Here is a 20,929-nt window from a genome sequence, read left to right as displayed (position 1 = left end):
GCAACATTGTGTCCGCATCGGACCTAAGTAGCGCAACAATCGGAAATTTAACCCGGTTCAGGAGGTTTCGCATGGCAGGGTATGATGATCGTGACGGTGTCATCTGGATGGATGGCAAGCTGGTGCCCTGGCGCGATGCCAATGTGCATATTCTGACCCACGCGATGCACTATGCCTCATCCGTGTTCGAGGGGGAACGCGCTTATAGCGGCAAGATCTTCAAAAGCCGCGAACATTCCGAACGTCTTATCGCCAGCGCCGAGGCACTGGACATGCCGATGCCTTATTCTGTCGATCAGATTGAAGCAGCCAAGGAAGAGACCCTGAAAGCCAGTGGCCTTCAGGATGCCTATGTCCGCGCATTGGTCTGGCGCGGGTCTGGCGAAGACATGGGCGTGGCGTCGGCCCGCAACCCGGTACGGATGGCCGTCGCGGTCTGGCCTTGGGGTGCCTACTATGGCGACGCCAAGATGCAGGGCGCAAAACTGGACATCGCCGAATGGAAACGCCCCAGCCCGGAAACCATCCCGGTTCACGCCAAGGCTGCGGGCCTTTACATGATCTGCACCATTTCCAAGCACAAGGCCGAAGCCAAGGGATGCTCGGACGCGCTGTTCATGGACTGGCGTGGTTATGTGGCCGAAGCAACAGGTGCCAACGTGTTCTTCGTCAAGGATGGAGAGGTTCACACCCCGCTGGCGGATTGCTTCCTGAACGGTATCACCCGCCAAACCGTCATTCAGATGCTGAAGGATAAAGGCATCACTGTGCATGAGCGGCGCATCAAGCCCGAAGAAATGGCTGATTTCGAACAGTGCTGGCTGACCGGAACCGCGGCCGAGGTCACTCCGGTCGGGCAAATCGGCGATTACACTTTCGAAGTCGGCGACCTGACCCGCGAAATCGCAGAAGATTACGAAAAGCTGGTCCGCTCGTAATAACTTGCAAAACCCCGCTTCGGCGGGGTTTTTGTTGCAGATCGTGCAAATTGTCGTGCAAAGCGTTCCGTGATCTGGACGATCGGGTCAATTCCCGTATCTTCGACACATGTTGGATTTACTCAGCGATATTCTCACCCGTCTGTCCCTGCGTGGCACGTTCTACTTCCGCACCTCGTTCACACCACCATTTGGTATTCAGGTGCCGGAATTCGAAAACGTCGCGCGGTTTCATTTTGTCCAACGGGGTGAACTCAAGGTCCATGTCTCATCCACCGGGGAAACGTTGCGGCTGCGGCAGGGGGATCTGATCCTGATCCCTCATGGGGCGCCACATGCGTTGTTGTGTGCCGAGGTCAGGCCACTGGATGCGCTTCCTCTGGAACAGGTTCTTGAGATTGCCGGCTACAAGGGCGATGGCGTTCTTGTCTATGGCGGTGCAGACGAGGACCGGGACACACAACTGATCTGCGGTCATTTTTCATTCACCGGCCCAGCAGGACGAAAAGGCACCGGGCATATGCTGATCGACCGCCTGCCGCCCTACATCCTGATCGAGAATTATGGCGAAGAGGCCGGATCGTGGATGGAATCGACCCTGCGCATGATCGGATCCGAAGTTTCCGGGGCCCGTATTGGCGGCGATCTGATTGCCCTGAAGCTGTCCGAAGTTCTGTTTGCGCAGGCGATCCGAACCTACCTGGAACGGCAAAGCCCTCAGGACACTGCCCTTGCGGGCTTTGCGGATACACGCATCTCACGCGCATTGACGGCGTTCCACCAAGCGCCAGCGCAAGACTGGAGTGTTGCGACACTGGCACGCGAATCCGGCATGTCGCGCACGGCCTTTTCTCAGTTGTTTGCCCAGAAGATGGGCACGACGCCGATGCAATACCTCACCGACTGGCGCATGCAGATTGCGTGCCATGGCCTTACAGAGGCACGATGGAACGTCGCAGATGCAGCAGCCGAAGTTGGATATGCCTCTGAGGCCGCGTTTTCCCGCGTTTTCAAGAAGCAGGTCGGCTTGTCACCAGCCGCATACAGGTCCATGCACTAATACGCCGAATATTCTGTACGATCTGCAAGATTTTTGAAACGATCAAGAATTCAGCGTTCGGGTCAGGCTTTCTATCTTTCTTTCATCACTGATTGAAAAGAGGAGAATCTTATGTCCCTGCGTTTCGTTACCCGCTCTGTCCACGCGTATCTGGACTACCCGGTTGCCATTGCCCTGATGACACTGCCATTCCTGCTGGGATTGGGTCAGTCCAACCCGCTGGCGCTGTGGCTTTCGGTTGTCACTGGCGTCGCCGCCTTTGTCCTGACGGTTCTGACCGACCATCATTTGGGAATTTGGCGCGTTCTACCCTACAAATTTCACCTGGCCGTGGACCTTATTGTCGGCATCACCTTTCTGTTTGCACCTAGTGTACTGGGGTTTTCAGGATTGGATGCGGCGTTCTACTGGCTGAACGGTGCGGCTGTGGTTCTCGTCATCTCGCTCAGCGCGCCCGAGCAGGAAGTCGCTGCCTGAGCGCTGTGCCTCTGCATTGGCAACTTTGTCCAAATACTGCCGAAAAAGCTGAGCTGCCAGTTTTAGAAATCGGCGGCTCAGAGCAGAGAAGTGTATCGACCGGTCGGGAGAATTTACTTGAAAAAGCTGACTGAATTCATCAGATTTATCCCAGTGCGGGGTGAGGTCACAGATGACAGACACGCTTGACGAAATCATGGCCCGACATGATGCGCTAGTTGCGTGCGGGTGCAACTGTTGCGAAGGCGACTATTGTGCCTATGCTGATCGCCAGAACCGGGACACCGCAACCGCAGAAGAAGCCCGGGCACAAGGCACCGTCCGTCAACGCAAGTCGTTGCGATATATCTTTGAAACTGTGCTAAGCGGCAGAGGATAACTGCGCAGCAATACGGGCTGCGCTGTTGCAAGGTTCAGAAATCCACCCCGCGCTGGGCCTTGATTCCCGCCTGGAACGGATGCTTTTCTTCGGTCATCTCGGTGACCAGATCTGCATAATCACGCAGCGCCAGCGGTGCGTCGCGGCCTGTCAGGAACACACTCGTCTTGTCCGAACGCGCGTTCAGCCCGTCTATCACCTGCTCGACCGAGAGATATCCATAGCGAAGTGCGATGTTGATCTCGTCCAGAACCACCAGATCGTATTCGCCACTTGCCATAAGGGCGCAAGCCTTGTCGAAGGCGGCATTGGCAGCTGCAATGTCGCGCTCACGATCCTGTGTATCCCAGGTAAACCCCTCACCCATCGTGTGCCAAGTGACCAGATCACGTTCTTCGAAGAAACGACGCTCGCCGGTTTTCCACTTGCCCTTGATGAACTGAACCACGGCAACCTTCTGACCCCAACCAAGCGCGCGGATGACAACGCCAAAGGCCGCAGATGACTTGCCTTTGCCCTTCCCGGTATTGATCAGAACAAGGCCGCGTTCGGGATCAACGGCCTCGGACACTTTCTTGCGGTGCTGGGCCTGCACCTTTTGCATCTTTTCCTTGTGATCCTGTGCGTCGCTCATTGGGGAACCTCATTGATTGTCCGGCCCAACCTAGGGAAAGAATGCAAAAGGTAAAGTCACGCTTTGGGGTCTGTGACAGAACGCGCCTTGCCACGCTCAAGCCCCAGCTGGTGTTCGCGCCAGATCACAACAACATTGCCTGCGATCACCAATGCGGCCCCGATCAGGATCGCAACGGTTGGCAATTCATCAAACACGAAATAACCGATCACAATCGCAAAGAGCATTGTTGCATAGTCATAAGGTGCCAGCATCGATGCCTGTCCAAAGCGATACGAGGACGTGACCAAAATCTGCGCAACTCCGCCAATTAACCCCATGGTGATCAGTATTAGAGCCTGAGTCAGAGTTGGCATTGTCCATCCCCAGATCGCCGTCAGGGCCGAAAGCAACGTCGCGGTCAGCGAGAAATAGAACACGATTGCAGCAGGGTGATCGACCTTGACCAGTTGGCGGATGTGGATCTGCACAAAGGCCCGGGCAAAAGTCGCGCCCAGTACGCACAGAGCTCCGATAGTTGCAGCCGTTTCCATCTGAGTGCTGCCAAGCCTGGGCCAGATCATGATCATCACGCCCAGCAGCCCAAGTGCCACGGCACCGATGCGAATCATGCGGATGCGCTCGCCCAGCATCACTGCGGCCAAAATCAGGGTGAAAATCGGGGTGGCATAACCGATTGCGGTAACTTCGGGCAGAGGCAACAGGCTAAGGCCAGTGAATGTCAACCCCATGGCGCTGGTCCCCAGAACACCGCGCCAGAAATGACCCATGGGTTTCTTGACGACAAAGCCTTGCGCCAGCTCTCGGCGCGCGATCAGCCACAGAATGATGACCGGAATAGCAAATAGGGACCGGAAGAACACCAATTGGCCCGGTGGGAATTCGTCAGATAAGGCTTTGACTAAGGCTGACATCGACGTGAACAGGAACAGCGCGCCAAGCTTCAGCGCTACAGCCAGCAAAGGTCGATGCGATGTTAAGGGTTTTGTCATCGGCGCGACCCTGCGCCTTTGCAGAAAAAAGATCAACGGGGTGGATCAGGTGATGGTCCACGAGTTCGGTACCGATGCGCCGATTTCCGCTGCAAAAGCCTCAAGGAACTGAAACATTCGGCCCGCCCTTGCTTGCGCGATCTGCTTGCCTGCATCCGTCAGCATGTCGTCCGGCAGGGTCAGCAGTTTGACCTTCCAGTGATCAATCGAATACCGCAGATCGTCCAGCGGGCGCGCCTCTGCGAATGGATCAGCCGGATCATAGAGAACACGCCCCAAAGCACCCGATACAGAAAATGTGCGCGCAATCCCGATGGCACCCAAGGCGTCAAGGCGATCCGCATCCCGCAGAATCCGGGCCTCCAGCGTTTCGGGTGGGATGTTGGCCGAGAAGCTATGGGCCGCGATCGCATGTTGCGCGGCCTGAACCTGATCGTCGGAAAAGCCCAGTTTTGCCAGAATAGGCCCTGATTCAGTCGCTGACTGACGTGAGGCAAACTGTCGTTTCGGGTCATTCTTGGGTAGGTTGACCAGATCATGAAGATAACAGGCTGCCAACAGGACGGGGATGTCCGCCTGAGCGCCTGCAATGGCCTGAGCATTGGTCCAAACACGATCCAGATGGGCCAGGTCATGGGCCGGATCAGTTTCCATGCGTTGCGCGACAACAGCACGCAAACGCGCGCGCAGATCAGCCGATCCGTCCACGGTTTTCTCCGATCTGACCACGGTGCAGCAGCAAGTGATCTAGGATAACACAGGCCATCATCGCCTCACCGACAGGGACAGCGCGGATGCCAACACAGGGGTCATGACGGCCCTTTGTGATGATCTCGGTCTCTTCACCGGATTTTGTAATGGTCTTGCGGGTGGTCAGGATCGAAGAGGTCGGCTTGACCGCAAAGCGCACGACAATGTCCTGCCCGGTCGAGATGCCGCCCAGAATCCCGCCTGCGTGGTTTGAACTGTATTGCGGGCCATCCTGACCCATGAAGATTTCGTCGGCATTGGCTTCACCAGTCAGTTCGGCGGCAGCCATGCCTTCGCCGATCTCGACGCCTTTGACAGCGTTGATCGACATCATCGCGGCCGCAAGATCAGTGTCCAACTTGGCGTATATCGGCGCCCCAAGCCCTGCCGGGACACCGCGTGCCACAACCTCGACCACGGCACCGACCGAGTTGCCGGATTTGCGCAGATCATCCAGATAGATGGCCCAATCCCCGGCCGCCTGTTCATCAGGCGTCCAGAACGGGTTCTGTTCAATCTGCGCCCAGTCGAATTTGGAGCGGTCGATCTTGTGCGGACCGATCTGGGTCATGTAGCCGGTGATCTGCACATTGGGCGCAATCTGTTTGATGGCCTCGCGCGCCAGTCCACCCGCGGCCACACGCGACGCGGTTTCCCGGGCTGAACTGCGCCCACCCCCGCGATAATCGCGGATGCCGTATTTCTGCCAGTAGGTGATATCGGCATGGCCCGGACGGAACTTGTCCATGATGTCGCCGTAATCTTTCGAGCGCTGATCGGTGTTTTCGATCATCAGTTGCACGGGCGTGCCTGTAGTTTGGCCTTCGAACACGCCAGAAAGGATCTTGACCTGATCCGGTTCGCGCCGCTGCGTTGTGAACTTGTTTTGCCCCGGTTTGCGCTTGTCCAGCCAGTGCTGGATCATCGCCTCGTCAATCGCAACGCCCGGCGGGCAACCGTCGACAGTGGCGCCCAAGGCGGGCCCATGGCTTTCACCCCAGGTGGTGACGCGGAAAAGATGGCCAAAGCTGTTCATCGACATGGGGCGTGCTCCTTTGCGGATCGTGATTAGCGGGCAAGGCCCCCGGCCTCAAGCGGATTTGGCCGTTGATGGTTTGAACGCCGCCCGTCGGGCGGCGCATTTTTGAGTATTTTCGAAAAGATGAAGATCAGGCGGCCTGCGCGATTTTCGCACGGATTTCCGAGATCATCAGCGCGGCCTGAGCCGCTTCGCGCCCTTTTTGTACGAAATGGTCGCGATAGATCGTATTGTGATGTTTGGTTTCCAGATATTGGTGCGGGGTCAGCGAGACCGACAGGACAGGAACCCCTGTATCAAGCCCGGCGCGCATCAGACCATCGACCACGGCCTGCGCAACGAAGTCGTGCCTGTAGATGCCGCCATCAACGACAAAGGCAGCGCAGGCGACGGCGGCATAGCGCCCGGTCCGGGCCAGATCACGGGCCAGCAGGGGCATCTCGAACGCGCCGGGAACGTCATAGACATCGACTTGTTCCGAGGGGACGAGTTCGAGGAAGCCGTCGAGCGCGCGGTCAACAATATCGGAATGCCAGTTGGCTTTGACAAAAGCATAGCGGGTGTGTGTCATCATGATCTCCTTTCAGTTTGGTGGCCTGCCGGCAGTCGCGAGAACCAGATCCCATTTCGCTGCCAGCCCGGCATGACACGTCACCCAAGGCGATCACGAGCAGGCGCGCCGGTTCACCGGCGCGGCTTGCACGTTCTCTTTCATCCGGACTGTAACCGTCGGCTCTGGTATCTCACCAGATCTGCTGACACCCCGAAAGCCGGGGCCGCTCGCGGGCTTGCGGGCCGTGGCCTGCATACCGCCGGTGGGGAATTCCGCCCCGCCCTGAGAACGAGGCGGACCTTGCCAAGAACTGTCCGACGCTGCAAGAGAATTGACAGGAGGACATTCATGCACCCTAACCCCGCTTTTCGCGCCGAGGATCGAGCCCGGCATGTTGAATTCGCCCGCGACCGGGCGTTCGGCGTTCTGGCACTCTCTGCCGAAGAGGCCCCGCTATTAAGCCACGTCCCGTTTCTGCTGTCCGAAGACGGTTCACTGGCTGACCTGCATCTTGTGCGCTCGAACCCTATTGTACGAGCGCTGCGCGAGCCGCAGCACGCGAAGATCGCGGTGCAGGGGCCGGATGCTTATATTTCGCCGGATTGGTACGGTGTCGAAGATCAGGTTCCGACTTGGAATTATGTCGCCGTGCACCTGATCGGAAAACTTGAGCTGCGCCCGCAGGACGAGTTACGTGACGTGCTTGACCGCCAATCGGCGTTCTACGAAAAGCGGCTGCTGCCCAAGGCCCCATGGGGCACGGGAAAAATGTCCTCTGACGCGCTGAACAAGATGATGCGCATGATCATACCGTGCCGCATGCGCATTGAAGATATTCAGGGCACCTGGAAGCTTGGTCAGAACAAACCCGAGGGTGCGCGAAATGCTGCTGCTGATCAGGTATCCACTGGCTTTGGCAGTGAAATCGCCCGGCTGGCCGCCTTGATGCACAAGGCGTAGCCAGCACCGGGCGCCGGGTTTACTGGGGGCTGAAAGTCGCCAGATAGGCGGCAATATCGTCCGCACCGCTCTTGAGTTTGACGCTCATGTTCGGACGGGCAGTTTCGTCATCCAGAAATTCCTTGATGAAGCCGATAGGATCCTGCGCATAGGCAACGATGTTTTCCTCGGTCCAGACCAGACCTTCCTCGCCGGCACGGATCATGTCGTCCGTGAACATACCAATCGGCAGGCGCTCGCTTCCATAGCGATAATCGTTTTCGGACCCGGCCACGCGACCGATGACGCCGTACAGATTCGGGCCGGTGATTCCACCTTTGACCAGAACTTCACCATCCTTGATGATCGCATGACACGAAGAACAACGGTTATATATCGCCTCACCTTTTGCGGGATCGCCCGCGGCAAGGGTCTGAGTGGGAAGGGCCATTGTGCACAGGGCAGCGGCCAGAACGATCTTTGACATTGGGGTCTCCTTGCGGGAGTTCGCACGCCTTTTGCGCTGTCCTTTATTCGCGCGGAAAGTGCAACAGGTGGGGCGCGTGCAATTTATAATTTAAATCATCTATTTAGCGAGTATGTTTTTGCTGAAAACAATCCCCGTTCCGAGGTCTTGATTATGTACTTTGGGGCGCAAATCAGTGGTCCACGAGACAGGCTCCAGATACCTGATCCAGGTGACGGAAGACAGGGTGGGTAAGCGAATCAATGGCGCATGAATCGAAGTTGCCGACAAAGTCGCACGCGAGATTCACCAAAAAACACCGTCCGCAGCTGCTGGAAACGACACATGCGGCGTATTGCGCGTTTATGAACGCTGGACGAACACTATTCTCCCCGATAGTAAGCGCGGTTAAGACACCGCATTCGTGCGGTGCGCGAGCTATTTGCCCGTCCGCGGGCGCCAGACAATCGGAGATAACCTCGTGTCCCACGCAGAAGACCACGAAGGCACCCGCAGAGATTTCCTGTACTACGTCGCTGGCGGCGCAGGTGTCGTTGCAACGGGTGCAGCCGTATGGCCCCTGATCAACCAAATGAACCCATCGGCAGACGTTCAGGCGCTGTCCTCGATCCGTGTGGATGTGAGCGGTGTTGAGCCGGGTACGCAGCTGACCGTCAAATGGTTGGGAAAACCCGTCTTTGTCCGTCACCGCACCGGTGCAGAGATTCAGGAAGCTCAGAAACAGGACGCCGAAGGTGTTGATGCGCTGCCCGATCCGCTGGCCCGCAACTTTAACCTGAGCGCCGATGCCCCTGCGACCGACGCAAACCGGGTGATGCCGTCGCCGGAAGGCGAAGCGCCGGGTGCATGGGTCGTCCAGATGGGTGTTTGTACGCACCTCGGTTGTGTGCCTCTGGGTGATGCAGGCGACTTTGGTGGCTGGTTCTGCCCCTGCCACGGTTCACACTACGACCTTGCCGGTCGTATCCGCAAAGGCCCCGCGCCTGAGAACTTGCCCATTCCGCCCGCAGAGTGGGTGGACAACGGCACAATCAAACTCGGCTAAGGGAGACCCAAACTTATGTCCGGAATTCCCCACGATCATTACGAGCCGAAGACAAACGGCGAGAAATGGCTGAACAGCCGCCTGCCTATTGTTGGCCTGCTGTATGACACCCTCATGATCCCAACCCCCAAGAACCTGAACTGGTGGTGGATCTGGGGCATCGTTCTGGCGTTCTGCCTGGCGCTGCAAATTGTCACCGGTATCATTCTGGTGATGCACTATACGCCGCATGTTGATCTGGCGTTTGCCAGCATCGAACACATCATGCGTAACGTAAATGGCGGTTACTTCATCCGTTACCTGCACATGAACGGCGCATCGCTGTTCTTTGTTGCGGTCTACATCCACATCTTCCGCGGCTTGTTCTATGGCTCATACAAAGCCCCGCGCGAGATCACGTGGATCGTCGGTATGCTGATCTACCTGATGATGATGGGCACGGCCTTTATGGGCTATGTTCTGCCATGGGGTCAGATGTCTTTCTGGGGTGCGACTGTGATCACCGGCCTGTTTGGCGCCATTCCGTTTGTGGGCGATGCCATCCAGACCTGGCTGCTGGGCGGACCTGCGGTGGACAACGCCACGCTGAACCGCTTCTTCTCGCTGCACTATTTGCTGCCGTTCATCATCGCGGCTCTGGTCGTGGTGCACATCTGGGCGTTCCACACTACCGGCAACAACAACCCCACAGGTGTTGAAGTGCGTCGCGGCTCGAAAGACGAGGCGAAGAAAGACACGCTGCCGTTCTGGCCGTATTTCGTGATCAAGGACCTGTTCGCGCTGGCCGTGATCCTGGTCGTGTTCTGGGCTGTTGTCGGTTTCATGCCGAACTATCTGGGTCACCCGGACAACTATATCGAAGCCAACCCGCTGGTTACGCCTGCTCACATCGTGCCTGAATGGTACTTCCTGCCGTTCTACGCGATCCTGCGTGCCTTTACCGGTGAGGTCTGGGTTGTACAGTTCGCGAGCTTCATCACCGGTGGCATCGTTGACGCCAAGTTCTTTGGTGTTCTGGCGATGTTTGGTGCGATCCTGGCCATGGCGCTGGCGCCTTGGCTGGACACGTCGAGCGTGCGTTCGGGCAAGTACCGTCCGATGTTGAAATGGTGGTTCTACCTGCTGATTATCGACTTCTTTGCCCTGATGTGGCTGGGTGCGATGCCTGCGGAAGAACCCTATGCGACCTTCTCGCTGATCGCATCGGCCTACTGGTTCGCCTATTTCTTCGTGATCCTGCCGATCCTCGGCGTGATCGAAAAACCTCTGGCCCAGCCCGAGACCATCGAAGAAGACTTCAACGCGCATTATGGCAAGGCTGACGCCGACGCCACGCCGGCCGAGTAAGAAGAGGGACCGGAAACATGTTCAAGAAACTTGCAATCGGCGCCGCGTTTGCTCTGGCCCTGACCCCTGCTGCTTCCATTGCAGCAGGCGGTGGTGAGCAGCATATCGAAGATTTCGCCTTCTCGTTCGAAGGCCCGTTCGGCACCTGGGACCAGCATCAGCTGCAACGTGGCCTGCAGATCTATACCGAGGTCTGCGCGGCTTGCCACGGTCTGCAATATGTGCCGCTGCGCGATCTGAAAGCGCTGGGTTACTCGGAAGAAGAAGTCATCGCATACGCGGCTGGCAACTTCGAAGTCTTCGACCCCGAGCTGGACGATTTCCGTCCGGCGATTCCCACCGACCACTTCCCGGCCAATACCGGCGTCGGCGCACCTGACCTGAGCCTGATGGCCAAGGCCCGTGCCGGATTCCATGGGCCTTATGGCCTGGGCATCAACCAGCTGGTCAAAGGCATGGGTGGACCGGAATACATCGCGTCTTTGCTGCATGGCTACACCGGCCACGAAAAAGAAGAGGCGGGTGCGGTGCTCTATGAAAACACTGCCTTCCCCGGCGGCTGGATTTCGATGGCGCCTCCGCTGGCTGATGAGCAGGTCGAGTTCGCAGACGGGCACTCGAACACGGTCGAGCATATGGCCGAGGACGTTGCCGCATTCCTGATGTGGGCAGCCGAGCCAAAGCTGACAGACCGCAAGAACGCAGGCTTTGTCGGTGTGATCTTCCTGACCGTTCTGTCGGTGCTGCTGTACCTGGTCAACAAGCGTCTATGGGCGCCGCACAAGGGCAAACTCCGCAAGGAAGATTGATCCGATCCGTCCTACCGGATTTTACTAAATCAGCCCCCCGCGCCGTCAGGTTGCGGGGGTTTTCTTTTGCCAAGCCGCCATCAGCGCGCGCTTATTTGGTCGAAATAAGCGCCGGGTCAATGGATTGGACAGCTTCACAGGCGCACATCAGCCACAACGGCTGATCAATTGCCGTTTGTCTGAAACACGGAGTCACGACAATGAAACTTCCTATTCTTTTTGCCTCAATTCTATTTGCAACGCCGGTATTGGCGCTGGATCTTGCACCCAATGCGGAACTTGGAAAATCCGAGGCCGAAATTCGGCAAACGCTGACGGGCATGGGATTCGATGTCCGCAAAATCGAGACGGAAGATGGCAAGATCGAAGCCTATGTCGTCAAGGATGGTCAATTGGCCGAGGTTTATGTCGACCCCGCAAGCGGCAAAGTCGTCAAGATTGAGGACCAGTAACCGGAATGTCTGAAACAGAATTGATGCATCGTGGGCGCACAGGCGCCCACGAAGTTCAGGTTTGGGATCCACTGGTCCGGCTGGTTCACTGGATCGTAGCCCTGTGCGTTCTGATCAATGGGGCGATTTCCAATCCCGAGGGCGCGTTCCACGAGTATGTGGGCTATGTTGTCCTGGCTTTGGTCTTGTTGCGGTTGCTTTGGGGGTTAACGGGTCCGGCTTTTGCCAGGTTCACCGCCTTTCCTTTCAGCCCCCGTGCGGCCCTTAATCACCTGCGGGACATGGGGCGGGGTGATCAAAGCGTGCACCTTTCACACAACCCTCTGGGGGCCCTTATGGTCTATAACCTCTGGGCGACGCTGCTGGCTTTGTGTGTGACAGGAATCATGATGGGAACAGTTCGATTCTTTGGCGTCGAATGGGTCGAAGACCTGCACGGACTGGCCTTCAACTGGCTGATGCTATCTGTTCTGCTGCATGTTGCCGGGGTTGTCATCGATCAGTGGCGAACAGGTGTCGCTTTGGCAAAGGCTATGATAACAGGGCGGAAGAATATACCTGAGGACTGGTCAATCAAATGATCAAATGGATCAGAAGCTATTGGCGGCCCGGCGATGCAGACGCTCACCGGGCTGTACTTATGTCGATAATGATCGTTGTTCAGGTACTTTGCGTGGTGTTTTACCTTGGCGACGTCGCCCTGGATTTGAAGGAAGGCGAGGGACCTTCTCATGTAAGTCTTGAGGCTTTTGTCGCATTTGTTCTGCTTGCCGGAATTGTTTTTTTCATGATTGAACTTCGACGCCTGCTGGCAAGGGTGGAACAGACCAAGCTTGGCCTACAGGCCGCGCAGGGTGAAATGAGCGTGGTCATCAACACGTTTTTCGACCGTTGGGGGCTCACCGCTGCCGAGCGAGACGTGGGTCTTTTGGTTCTGAAAGGGCTGGATAACGAAAACATCGCGCGCATCCGGGGGCGGGCCGTAGGAACCGTGCGCGCGCAGACCGCCTCGATCTATGCCAAAGCCGGGGTTGATGGGCGTGCGCAACTGATAAGCGTATTCATGGAAGAATTGTTTGCCGCAGATGGTGAGGCTGCAGACCTTCAGACAACCAAACTGTGATCATTCGCCCCGATGGCTCGGGCGGTTACGATCTGACCTTCGGGCTGAGGTGTATTGAACGTAACTTCGGTGAATTGTTCGGTCCGCCCCATATGCGGGTTCTCCATCAGGATCCGATGGGTTTTGCCGATCTGTTCTGACAGGTGTTTCCTGACCTGAACGTCCCCAGCCGCACGCAGGCGGGCGGCGCGATCCTTGATTAGATTCCCGTTCACCTGCTGCGGGATGCGGGCTGCTGGAGTGCCTTCGCGTTTCGAATATGGGAAGACATGCAGCCAGGTCAGTTCGCAATCGGTAACCAGTTTCAGCGAGTTCTCGAAATGCGCTTCGGTCTCGGTCGGGAAACCTGCGATGATGTCGGCACCAAAGGTCATGTCGGGGCGCAGTTTCCGGGCCTCTTCGGTAAATCGAATGGCATCGTCGCGCAGGTGGCGACGTTTCATGCGCTTCAGGATCAGATCGTCGCCATGCTGAAGCGACAGGTGTAGATGCGGCATCAGGCGTGGTTCGGTTGCTATGGCCTGCATCAGATTCTCGTCCACTTCGATCGAGTCGATCGAACTGATCCTCAGGCGAGCCAAGTCCGGCACCAGTTTTAGAATACGCATCACCAGATCGCCCAGTTTCGGCTGCGCAGGCAGATCGGCCCCCCATGAGGTCAGGTCAACGCCGGTTAGCACCACCTCATGATAGCCCCGATCCACCAGCCGCTTGATCTGATCCACCACAACACCGGCAGGCACGCTGCGCGAATTGCCCCGGCCATAGGGAATGATGCAGAAGGTGCAGCGATGGTCACACCCGTTCTGAACCTGCACATAAGCGCGTGAGCGTGTGCCGAACCCGTCGATCAGGTGCCCGGCCGTTTCGGTGACAGACATGATGTCATCGACCTGAACGGCCTCGGTCTCGCCGATAAAGTCGGCGGCCATGCCTTTCCAGGTTTCTGGCCGCATCTTTTCCGTGTTGCCGATCACCGCATCGACCTCGGCCATCTGCGCGAAGGTGTTGGGTTCTGTCTGGGCAGCGCACCCGGTGACAATCAGCCGGGCGTTCGGATTTTCACGTCGAAGTTTCCGGATCTCCTGCCGTGCCTTGCGCACAGCCTCAGCCGTGACGGCACAGGTGTTTATCACCACGGCATCCGTCAGTCCGGCTTGTTGCGACAGCTCTTTCATCGCCTCGGTTTCATAGGCGTTCAGGCGGCAACCCAATGTGGTGAATTTAGGCGGGTTCATCCCAGCGTCCCTAGAAACTCGGGCGACAACGTGCCCGAGAAGACGTGACAGGTTGACCCGGTCATCCAGACGCCATCCTCGCGCCAGTCAACCCAAAGGGTTCCGCCATCAAGATCAATCTGCACCTTTCGCCCTGTCAGCCCACGCCGCGCCGCAGCCACCGCGGTTGCACAGGATGACGACCCTGATGCCAGGGTAATGCCCACGCCACGTTCCCACACCCGCATGCGGATGTGATCCGGACCCACGACCTGAGCCACCTGCACATTGGTGCGCTCGGGATACAAAGGATGGTGTTCATAGCGGGCGCCGAACTCGGCCAGCGGAATCGCCTCGGCGTTTTCAACAAAGAATGTGCAGTGCGGATTGCCCATACCCGTCGCTGTAGGGGCACCCTCGATTGGCAGTTCCAACGTGTCCATCTCTTCAGCCAACGGAATTTCGTGCCATTCCAACTGAGGAAGACCCATATTGACCGAGGTCAGCCCATCACCTGCGTCCTGCGCAACAAGCGTTCCACGTTCGGTTGTCAGCGTCAGTTGGGTTTTGCCCGTCTCATCCATCAACATTCGCGCGATGCATCTTGTGGCGTTGCCACACGCCGCCGAAGTTGATCCATCCGAATTGTAGAACACCAGATGCGCGTCAGCCGCACCGTTTTCGATTACGGCCAGCTGATCGAATCCCACACCAAAATGCCGATGTCCGATTCCTCGGGCCAGTGCCGGGGTAATCAGAGCATCCCGCGCACGCGCATCAATAATGACGAAGTCATTGCCCAACCCGTGCATCTTAACAAATGGCAAACTGATATCGCGTTTCTGTTGCATGGCGGCGATATAACGTCGGTCGGAACATGAATCCACCCTGTCGCGTAGAATCGTGAAAAAAGGGGTTGACCCCCCTGCGCCACCTGCCTAATTAGGCCGCCTATCGGGTCGCTGGAAACACAGATTGTTTCAGCGAAACGAGGCGCAAAATAAGGGCTTGAACCCGGTTGGGAAATTGCCGTAAAGAGCGCCACGGATCGAGAAGATCCAACAAAAGAGTGGGCCGTTAGCTCAGTTGGTAGAGCAACTGACTTTTAATCAGTGGGTCGCAGGTTCGAATCCTGCACGGCTCACCACTTTTTAACAAACAAATATATTGCGATGCGCATGCCATTGCTTTGCGGATAAGTACGTCCGGTTTTTCGAACTAATCACGGGCGACACCGATGCGACGGGCCAGTATCACTTTGCTTACCGCTTTCTCCGGTGTCGGTTGGGGCTGCGCAATCCTCCTTGGAATGCTCAGAGCGAACCAGATCCATCCAGTGTTGGGGGTGGGGGTACCTCGTTGGTAGGAGTTCCGTTTACGGATTCATCTCCTATGCCTTCAGACCGTGCGAAACCGTTTCTCAAAATTGCTGTCCTCGTGCTGAGTCACCCGCGCTTTGGTGATTTCACCGCGGGTTACAAACTTACGCGTAGTCTCGCCACCTTCAGCGGTTCCACACCTTGCGAATTCATCAACAAATCTGGGGCGCGCATGCGCCAAAGAAACGATGATCTGACAGGTCGGGCGCTTGTTACCCGTGATAGGCGGCCACTGTCTTGAGTTGTGAAAAGCCATAAAGCGCCTCAAAGCCTTTCTCGCGGCCGTGGCCGGATTTGCCCACGCCGCCAAAAGGCAGTTCAACGCCGCCACCTGCCCCATAGTTGTTGAGGAAGACTTGACCCGCGTGCAGCCCTTTCGCCAACCGCATCTGCCGCGCACCGTCGCGTGTCCAGACGCTGGCGACAAGGCCGTAGTCTGTGCTGTTGGCAATGATTAGAGCCTGTTCCTCGGTGTCAAAGGGGATCAGAACCTGGACCGGGCCGAAGATTTCATCGCGGGCGAGCGGGTGATCCGGTGGCACATCAGCGAACAAGGTGGGCCGGACATATGCCCCGGTTTCTGGCGCATCCTGTGTGATCGTCCCTTCTGCCGCAATGGTCAGATCGGCGCATTTGTCCAGAAAGCTGTTTACGATATGCTTTTGCCGCTCGGAAATCAGCGGCCCAACGCGAAGATCCTGCATCGCGGGCCCAACGCTAAGCTGTTCATAGGCCGCGGTCATGCGGGATTTGACCTGATCATAGACACCGCGCTGTACCAGAATGCGGGAGGAGGCCGAGCAGGTCTGCCCCGCGTTTTGAATGCCCGCATTCACCAGAAATGGCAGAGCGGCATCCAGATCGGCATCGTCAAACACCAACTGCGGGGATTTTCCGCCCAGCTCCAGCGTCACAGGCACAACGTTTCGCCCCGCAGCCTGTTGCACCAGGCCCCCCGTGGCGACCGAACCAGTGAACGAGATATGGTTGACCCCCGGATGCCCGGACAGTGCGGCTCCGGCCTCGGCCCCCAGACCGGGCACAACATTCAGTGCACCTGCTGGCAGACCCGCTTGCTGTGCGAGATGGGCAAAGGCCAGCGCGGTCAGGCAGGCCTCCTCTGCCGGTTTCAGAACACAGGCGTTGCCCATGGCCAACGCCGCCCCGACCGAACGCCCGATAATCTGCATCGGATAGTTCCACGGCACGATGTGGCCCGTCACCCCATGGGGTTCGCGCAGGGTATAGACGGTATAGCCATCGAGATAGGGGATGGTCTCACCCATCACCTTATCCGCTGCACCGCCGTAGAATTCACAATAGCGCGCCAGCGCAATGGCATCGGCGCGAGCCTGCGTCAGGGGCTTACCCACATCCATCGCCTCAAGCCGCGCCAGATCGTCCACGCGCTCCAACACCAATTGTCCCAGCCGGGTCAGGATGCGACCACGCTCCAAGGCCGCCTTGCGCCCCCAGTCGCCCTTTAACGCAGATCTGGCGGCGGCGACCGCCGCGTCAATATCCACGCCCGAGCCGCGTGCAATCCTGCATATCTCGATCCCGTCTGACGGGTTGGTCAAAGCCAATGAGTCGCCTGATGTCGCAGGTATCCAGTTTCCACCAATCAGGCACAGGGTGGGATCAAACCAGAGTGGTTGGGTCATTTTGGCCTCCGTTCAGGCTCTAATAAAGGGTTTTACGCCGATAACTTCCCGATTTCAGGCAATTGGGGCGCGGCGGCGATCAGGGTTTGCGTGTAGGAATGCTGCGGGTCCGAGAATACCTGTTCGGTCTTGCCTTGTTCGACAATTCGCCCAGATTGCATCACCAGAACATGATCGGTGATGGTGCGCACCACGCTCAGATCGTGGCTGATGAACAGGTAAGTCAGATCATATGCCTCGCAGAGTTCGGCAAGCAGATCGAGGATTTGAGCGCGCACCGATACGTCGAGCGCTGAAACCGCCTCATCGAACAGGATCAGTTCCGGCCGAATGATCAGAGCGCGGGCGATGGCGATCCGCTGGCGTTGCCCGCCCGAAAACTCGTGAATGTATTTGCCCGCATCATCAGGGCCAAGGCCCACTGCCGTCAGCATCTCTGCAATCCGGTCCTGGCGTTCGGACCCCTTTGGTGGCGTCTCCAACAGGTGAAAAGGTTCAGTAATCAGGCGCGCGACACGGTGGCGGGGATTGAAGCTGCCATAGGGGTCCTGAAACACGACCTGCATCTTGCGACGTACCGCAATGTTGGGCCTGTGGCCGGTGAAAACCGGCTGACCATCCAGCATAATCTGACCGGATTGGATCTCTTCCAACCCTAAAATAGCCCGTGTTAGGGTCGATTTTCCGCAACCGGACTCGCCCACCAGCCCTAAACGCTCCCCTCGGTTGAGGGTAAAGCTGACACCATCCACCGCGCGGTGGTGACGCGGCGGTTCCAGCAGACCTTTGCGGGGAAGGCGGTAATCCCGGACGACCTGCGAAACCTCCAGAAGCGGGCGTTGCTGTGTAGGTTCAGGCAGTGTGACCTGATGACCCGAAGCTTCGAACAACATGCGGGTATAGGGGTGCTGCATATCTCGAAACAGGTTTCGGGTCGCGCCACTTTCGACGACCTCGCCGTGACGCATGATGACAATCTGATCGGCCATGTCCGAGACCACAGCCAGATCATGGGTGATCATCAGCAAGCCCATATCATATTCGCGAACCAGCCCTTTCAGCAGATCAAGGATTTGCGCCTGCGTTGTGACATCCAGTGCCGTCGTCGGCTCATCCGCGATCAAAAGCCTAGGGCGCAATGCGATGGCCATTGCAATGACCACACGCTGACGCTGCCCGCCCGACAGCTCATGCGGATACCGCGACAGAGGGAACCTGTCGGGCGGCAGGCCAACCCGGGTCAAAACCTCTGTGGCACGGGTCCGAGCCTGAGCAGGAGGCATTGCCTTGTGGATCAGGATGGTCTCCATCACCTGATCGCCGATGGTTTTCACCGGGTTGAGTGCCGTCATCGGTTCCTGAAACACCATCCCGATAGACGCGCCACGCAAGGCGCACATCTCGGCCTCGGATTGGGTCAGCAGGTCAGTGCCGTCCAGTCGGATCGCGCCGTCTGCCGTTGCCCCGTTTGGCAGAAGCTGCATCACAGCCAGTGCTGTCATGGATTTGCCCGAACCACTTTCACCTGTCACCGCCACGATCTGGCCTGGATCGATAGACAGGTTCACCCGTTTCAGGATCGGCACCCCGTGGATCGACAGGGACAGGTTTTCGACTTGCAGCAACGTCATGCCCGCGCCACCCTGATCCTTGGATCCAACCAGTCGCGCAGACCATCACCCAGCAGGTTCAAACCCAGCACGGTGACAATGATGGCCATGCCCGGAATCAGAGCCAAATGCGGAGCAAAACTGACCATTGTCTGCGCGTCCGCAAGCATACGGCCCCAACTGGGTGTCGGCGGCTGCGCACCCAAACCGACATAGGACAGACCCGCCTCGGCCAGTATGCCCAATGAAAATTGGATGGTACCCTGAACGATCAGCAGGTTGGCAACATTGGGCAGGATATGTTCGGCTGAAATCCGTGCTGCGCCTTTGCCCGACACACGGGCGGCAAGTATGAACTCGCGCTCCCACAGCGACAATGCGGCCCCGCGGGTGATGCGGGCGAAGACGGGGATGTTGAAAATACCGATCGCAATGATCGCGTTGATGGCACCGGCACCGAACACAGCCGTGATCAGGATGGCGATGACCAGCGAGGGAAAGGCAAAGACCAGATCGTTGCCACGCATGATCACCTCATCCAACCACGATCCTTTGCGCGCGGCGGCTGTCAGGCCAAGGGGTACGCCCAGCGCCATGCCGATCCCCACAGCCACCAGAGCCACCGCAATCGACGTGCGTGCACCGACCATGATCATCGAGAGCATGTCGCGGCCGAAGTGATCCGTCCCGAACCAGTGCCGTGCATCGGGCGTCTGAAGTTTGTTGGGGATATCCAGCGCGGCATAGTCGTAGGGTGTCCAGACAAACGAGGCCAGCGCCGCCAGCACCACCAGCGACGACAGCGCCGCGCCCAGAATCAGGTTGCGGCTCATGACCGGCTCCTTAGCCTTGGGTCAACGGCTGCATAGGCCAGATCCACCAGAAAATTCACGGTGATCACCGCAAAGACCAGCAGCATCACCACCGATTCAACCACGATCAGATCGCGGGCCGAAATGGCCTGAAACACCAACCGCCCGAGGCCCGGCAGGTAGAACACCTGTTCGATGATGATCGACCCGGCCAGCAGGAAGGAAAACTGCAAGCCGATGATCGTCAGCACGGGGATCAGCGCGTTTCGCACCCCATGCCGCCACAGAGCCTGACGACGCGACAATCCCTTAGCCCGCGCGGTGCGCATAAAATCCTCGCCCAGAATATCCAGCAGCGCGGATCGCATGACGCGGGCCAGGATCGCGGCCTGAGGAAGGGCTAACGCAATGGCGGGCAAAGTCAGCGAACGCAGCCCTGCCCAAAGGCCCTCGCCCCAGCCAACAAACCCACCGGCATTGAACCAGCGTAGGTTTATGGCAAAGATCAGCACCAGCATCATCGCGAACCAGAAATTCGGCACCGCGATACCAAGCTGTGTCGCCCCCATCACCGCCAGATCCCCGGGCTTGCCCCGACGTGCGGCGGCATAGATCCCGGCGGGAAAGGCGATCAGTGTGGACAGCGTGAGCGCATATAGCGCCAAAGGCAACGATACCCACAGCCGGTCCGCAATCATCTGCGACACCGGTGTGCGGTAGGTGTACGAGGTGCCGAAATCCCCGGCCACCATCCCCCCGACCCAGTTGAAATACCGCTGTACCCTTGATCCATCCAGACCCAGTTCAGCCCGCAGCGCGGCCAACGTATCCTCCTGCGCGTTGACACCCAGCATGAACGAGGCCGGGTCCCCCGGCGCGACCTCGATCACGGCAAAGATAACCACCGAGGCGATAGCAAGGCTGGCAAGCAATGAGATCAGTCGTTTAAGGGTATAGCGAAGCATTGAGGCCACGTTAGGGTCTCAGCCGTCACGGGTCCAGCATCTACGGCATCGCCAGACCGGCAAATGGCGCTGCGCAACCTTTGTCCCTTTCAGCCTGTCAATCCGAATGAGGCCCCTGACCCCGATTTTCGCCATGTTTGTTGCGTGTTTTTTCGATTTCGCACGTTCCGTGTTTTGCTACACTTGTTCGAACCGTTTCCGCAGGCCAGAGCGGCCAAGGAGCAATCCGGGCCGAACCAGGATTTACTGATAGTGTAG

Annotated in this window: 23 protein-coding genes, 1 tRNA gene and 1 riboswitch; of the genes, 12 read left to right on the top strand and 12 right to left on the bottom strand. The window is 57.9% G+C overall.

Translation table 11 applies throughout. From position 1 onward, the window contains the following. Nucleotides 1-71 precede the first annotated feature (71 nt). The 4 genes from AC2FLU_RS17415 to AC2FLU_RS17400 all read left to right on the top strand — a co-directional run bounded on the left by AC2FLU_RS17415 (nt 72) and on the right by AC2FLU_RS17400 (nt 2,854). Nucleotides 72-938 (top strand): branched-chain amino acid aminotransferase, encoded by an 867-nt coding sequence (locus AC2FLU_RS17415; protein WP_480474578.1) that lies wholly within the window; start codon nt 72-74, stop codon nt 936-938. A gap of 109 nt (nt 939-1,047) precedes the next feature. Then, nucleotides 1,048-1,998, top strand: coding sequence for an AraC family transcriptional regulator (locus AC2FLU_RS17410; protein WP_209598922.1), 951 nt, complete (start codon nt 1,048-1,050; stop codon nt 1,996-1,998). Nucleotides 1,999-2,109: 111 nt separating this feature from the next. Then, nucleotides 2,110-2,475 carry an SPW repeat domain-containing protein gene (locus tag AC2FLU_RS17405; RefSeq protein ID WP_050604526.1) on the top strand — a complete coding sequence of 122 codons (366 nt, stop codon included), beginning with the start codon at nt 2,110-2,112 and terminating at the stop codon, nt 2,473-2,475. A gap of 172 nt (nt 2,476-2,647) precedes the next feature. Continuing rightward, nucleotides 2,648-2,854: a hypothetical protein gene (locus AC2FLU_RS17400; RefSeq protein ID WP_480474574.1), complete on the top strand. Its 207-nt coding sequence runs from the start codon at nt 2,648-2,650 to the stop codon at nt 2,852-2,854. 34 nt (nt 2,855-2,888) lie between these two features. Here AC2FLU_RS17400 and cobO read toward each other — a convergent pair whose 3' ends face one another. The 5 genes from cobO to AC2FLU_RS17375 all read right to left on the bottom strand — a co-directional run bounded on the left by cobO (nt 2,889) and on the right by AC2FLU_RS17375 (nt 6,840). Continuing rightward, a complete protein-coding gene (gene cobO, locus AC2FLU_RS17395; RefSeq protein WP_480606073.1) occupies nt 2,889-3,488 on the bottom strand; it encodes a cob(I)yrinic acid a,c-diamide adenosyltransferase in 600 nt (199 codons plus the stop codon). 56 nt (nt 3,489-3,544) lie between these two features. After that, nucleotides 3,545-4,480 carry a DMT family transporter gene (locus AC2FLU_RS17390; protein WP_480474571.1) on the bottom strand — a complete coding sequence of 312 codons (936 nt, stop codon included), beginning with the start codon at nt 4,478-4,480 and terminating at the stop codon, nt 3,545-3,547. A 45-nt stretch (nt 4,481-4,525) separates the two neighbouring features. Then, complete coding sequence (locus tag AC2FLU_RS17385; RefSeq protein WP_480519682.1) at nt 4,526-5,188, bottom strand: HD domain-containing protein; 663 nt, start codon at nt 5,186-5,188, stop codon at nt 4,526-4,528. Next, nucleotides 5,172-6,272: a chorismate synthase gene (gene aroC, locus AC2FLU_RS17380; RefSeq protein ID WP_480474567.1), complete on the bottom strand. Its 1,101-nt coding sequence runs from the start codon at nt 6,270-6,272 to the stop codon at nt 5,172-5,174. Before aroC ends, AC2FLU_RS17385 begins: the two co-directional genes overlap by 17 nt. A gap of 127 nt (nt 6,273-6,399) precedes the next feature. Beyond that, nucleotides 6,400-6,840, bottom strand: coding sequence for a 6,7-dimethyl-8-ribityllumazine synthase (locus AC2FLU_RS17375; protein WP_496812059.1), 441 nt, complete (start codon nt 6,838-6,840; stop codon nt 6,400-6,402). A 128-nt stretch (nt 6,841-6,968) separates the two neighbouring features. Continuing rightward, a riboswitch (FMN riboswitch) is annotated at nt 6,969-7,116 on the bottom strand. A gap of 54 nt (nt 7,117-7,170) precedes the next feature. On the opposite strand from AC2FLU_RS17375, the gene AC2FLU_RS17370 reads away from it, so the two are divergent. Then, nucleotides 7,171-7,782: an FMN-binding negative transcriptional regulator gene (locus AC2FLU_RS17370; protein WP_496714629.1), complete on the top strand. Its 612-nt coding sequence runs from the start codon at nt 7,171-7,173 to the stop codon at nt 7,780-7,782. Nucleotides 7,783-7,801: 19 nt separating this feature from the next. Here the strand turns inward: AC2FLU_RS17370 and AC2FLU_RS17365 are convergent, their stop codons facing one another. Beyond that, entirely contained in the window at nt 7,802-8,248 is a 447-nt protein-coding gene (locus AC2FLU_RS17365) for a c-type cytochrome (RefSeq protein WP_480474561.1), read from the bottom strand. Between the two features lie 460 nt (nt 8,249-8,708). Between AC2FLU_RS17365 and petA the strand changes: the two genes are divergently transcribed. From petA to AC2FLU_RS17335, 6 genes are all read left to right on the top strand, one after another. Then, nucleotides 8,709-9,293 (top strand): ubiquinol-cytochrome c reductase iron-sulfur subunit, encoded by a 585-nt coding sequence (petA, locus tag AC2FLU_RS17360; RefSeq protein WP_267363183.1) that lies wholly within the window; start codon nt 8,709-8,711, stop codon nt 9,291-9,293. 15 nt (nt 9,294-9,308) lie between these two features. Beyond that, entirely contained in the window at nt 9,309-10,640 is a 1,332-nt protein-coding gene (gene petB / locus AC2FLU_RS17355; RefSeq protein WP_209506969.1) for a cytochrome b, read from the top strand. A 17-nt stretch (nt 10,641-10,657) separates the two neighbouring features. Beyond that, nucleotides 10,658-11,449: a cytochrome c1 gene (locus AC2FLU_RS17350; protein ID WP_480474560.1), complete on the top strand. Its 792-nt coding sequence runs from the start codon at nt 10,658-10,660 to the stop codon at nt 11,447-11,449. Between the two features lie 200 nt (nt 11,450-11,649). Then, entirely contained in the window at nt 11,650-11,901 is a 252-nt protein-coding gene (locus AC2FLU_RS17345) for a PepSY domain-containing protein (RefSeq protein ID WP_480519674.1), read from the top strand. A gap of 5 nt (nt 11,902-11,906) precedes the next feature. Continuing rightward, nucleotides 11,907-12,482: a cytochrome b/b6 domain-containing protein gene (locus AC2FLU_RS17340; RefSeq protein ID WP_496808134.1), complete on the top strand. Its 576-nt coding sequence runs from the start codon at nt 11,907-11,909 to the stop codon at nt 12,480-12,482. Beyond that, nucleotides 12,479-13,024, top strand: a complete 546-nt coding sequence (locus tag AC2FLU_RS17335) for a helix-turn-helix transcriptional regulator (protein WP_480519670.1) — start codon at nt 12,479-12,481, stop codon at nt 13,022-13,024. Before AC2FLU_RS17340 ends, AC2FLU_RS17335 begins: the two co-directional genes overlap by 4 nt. Here AC2FLU_RS17335 and mtaB read toward each other — a convergent pair. Both mtaB and dapF read right to left on the bottom strand, forming a co-directional pair. Continuing rightward, entirely contained in the window at nt 13,006-14,262 is a 1,257-nt protein-coding gene (gene mtaB, locus AC2FLU_RS17330; RefSeq protein ID WP_496808133.1) for a tRNA (N(6)-L-threonylcarbamoyladenosine(37)-C(2))-methylthiotransferase MtaB, read from the bottom strand. The genes AC2FLU_RS17335 and mtaB overlap by 19 nt on opposite strands. Further along, nucleotides 14,259-15,092, bottom strand: a complete 834-nt coding sequence (gene dapF / locus AC2FLU_RS17325; RefSeq protein ID WP_480519666.1) for a diaminopimelate epimerase — start codon at nt 15,090-15,092, stop codon at nt 14,259-14,261. Before dapF ends, mtaB begins: the two co-directional genes overlap by 4 nt. 220 nt (nt 15,093-15,312) lie before the next feature. On the opposite strand from dapF, the gene AC2FLU_RS17320 reads away from it, so the two are divergent. After that, a tRNA-Lys gene (locus AC2FLU_RS17320) sits at nt 15,313-15,388 on the top strand. A 444-nt stretch (nt 15,389-15,832) separates the two neighbouring features. On the opposite strand, the gene AC2FLU_RS17315 is transcribed toward AC2FLU_RS17320, so the two are convergent. The 4 genes from AC2FLU_RS17315 to AC2FLU_RS17300 are packed head-to-tail and all read right to left on the bottom strand — an operon-like array spanning nt 15,833 to nt 20,671. After that, a complete protein-coding gene (locus AC2FLU_RS17315) occupies nt 15,833-17,284 on the bottom strand; it encodes an aldehyde dehydrogenase family protein (RefSeq protein ID WP_496808132.1) in 1,452 nt (483 codons plus the stop codon). A 32-nt stretch (nt 17,285-17,316) separates the two neighbouring features. After that, complete coding sequence (locus AC2FLU_RS17310; RefSeq protein WP_496808131.1) at nt 17,317-18,915, bottom strand: ABC transporter ATP-binding protein; 1,599 nt, start codon at nt 18,913-18,915, stop codon at nt 17,317-17,319. Continuing rightward, the gene (locus tag AC2FLU_RS17305; RefSeq protein WP_480606098.1) at nt 18,912-19,727 is read right to left on the bottom strand and encodes an ABC transporter permease; all 816 of its coding nucleotides are present in this window, start codon (nt 19,725-19,727) and stop codon (nt 18,912-18,914) included. The genes AC2FLU_RS17310 and AC2FLU_RS17305 overlap by 4 nt, the downstream gene beginning before the upstream one ends. Next, the gene (locus AC2FLU_RS17300; protein WP_480560124.1) at nt 19,724-20,671 is read right to left on the bottom strand and encodes an ABC transporter permease; all 948 of its coding nucleotides are present in this window, start codon (nt 20,669-20,671) and stop codon (nt 19,724-19,726) included. Before AC2FLU_RS17300 ends, AC2FLU_RS17305 begins: the two co-directional genes overlap by 4 nt. Nucleotides 20,672-20,929: the final 258 nt, after the last annotated feature.

Source organism: Ruegeria sp. SAZD013 (genome assembly GCF_059612525.1).
The sequence above is the reverse complement of the archived record's forward strand: the minus strand, read 5'-3'. Positions and strand labels throughout refer to the sequence as shown.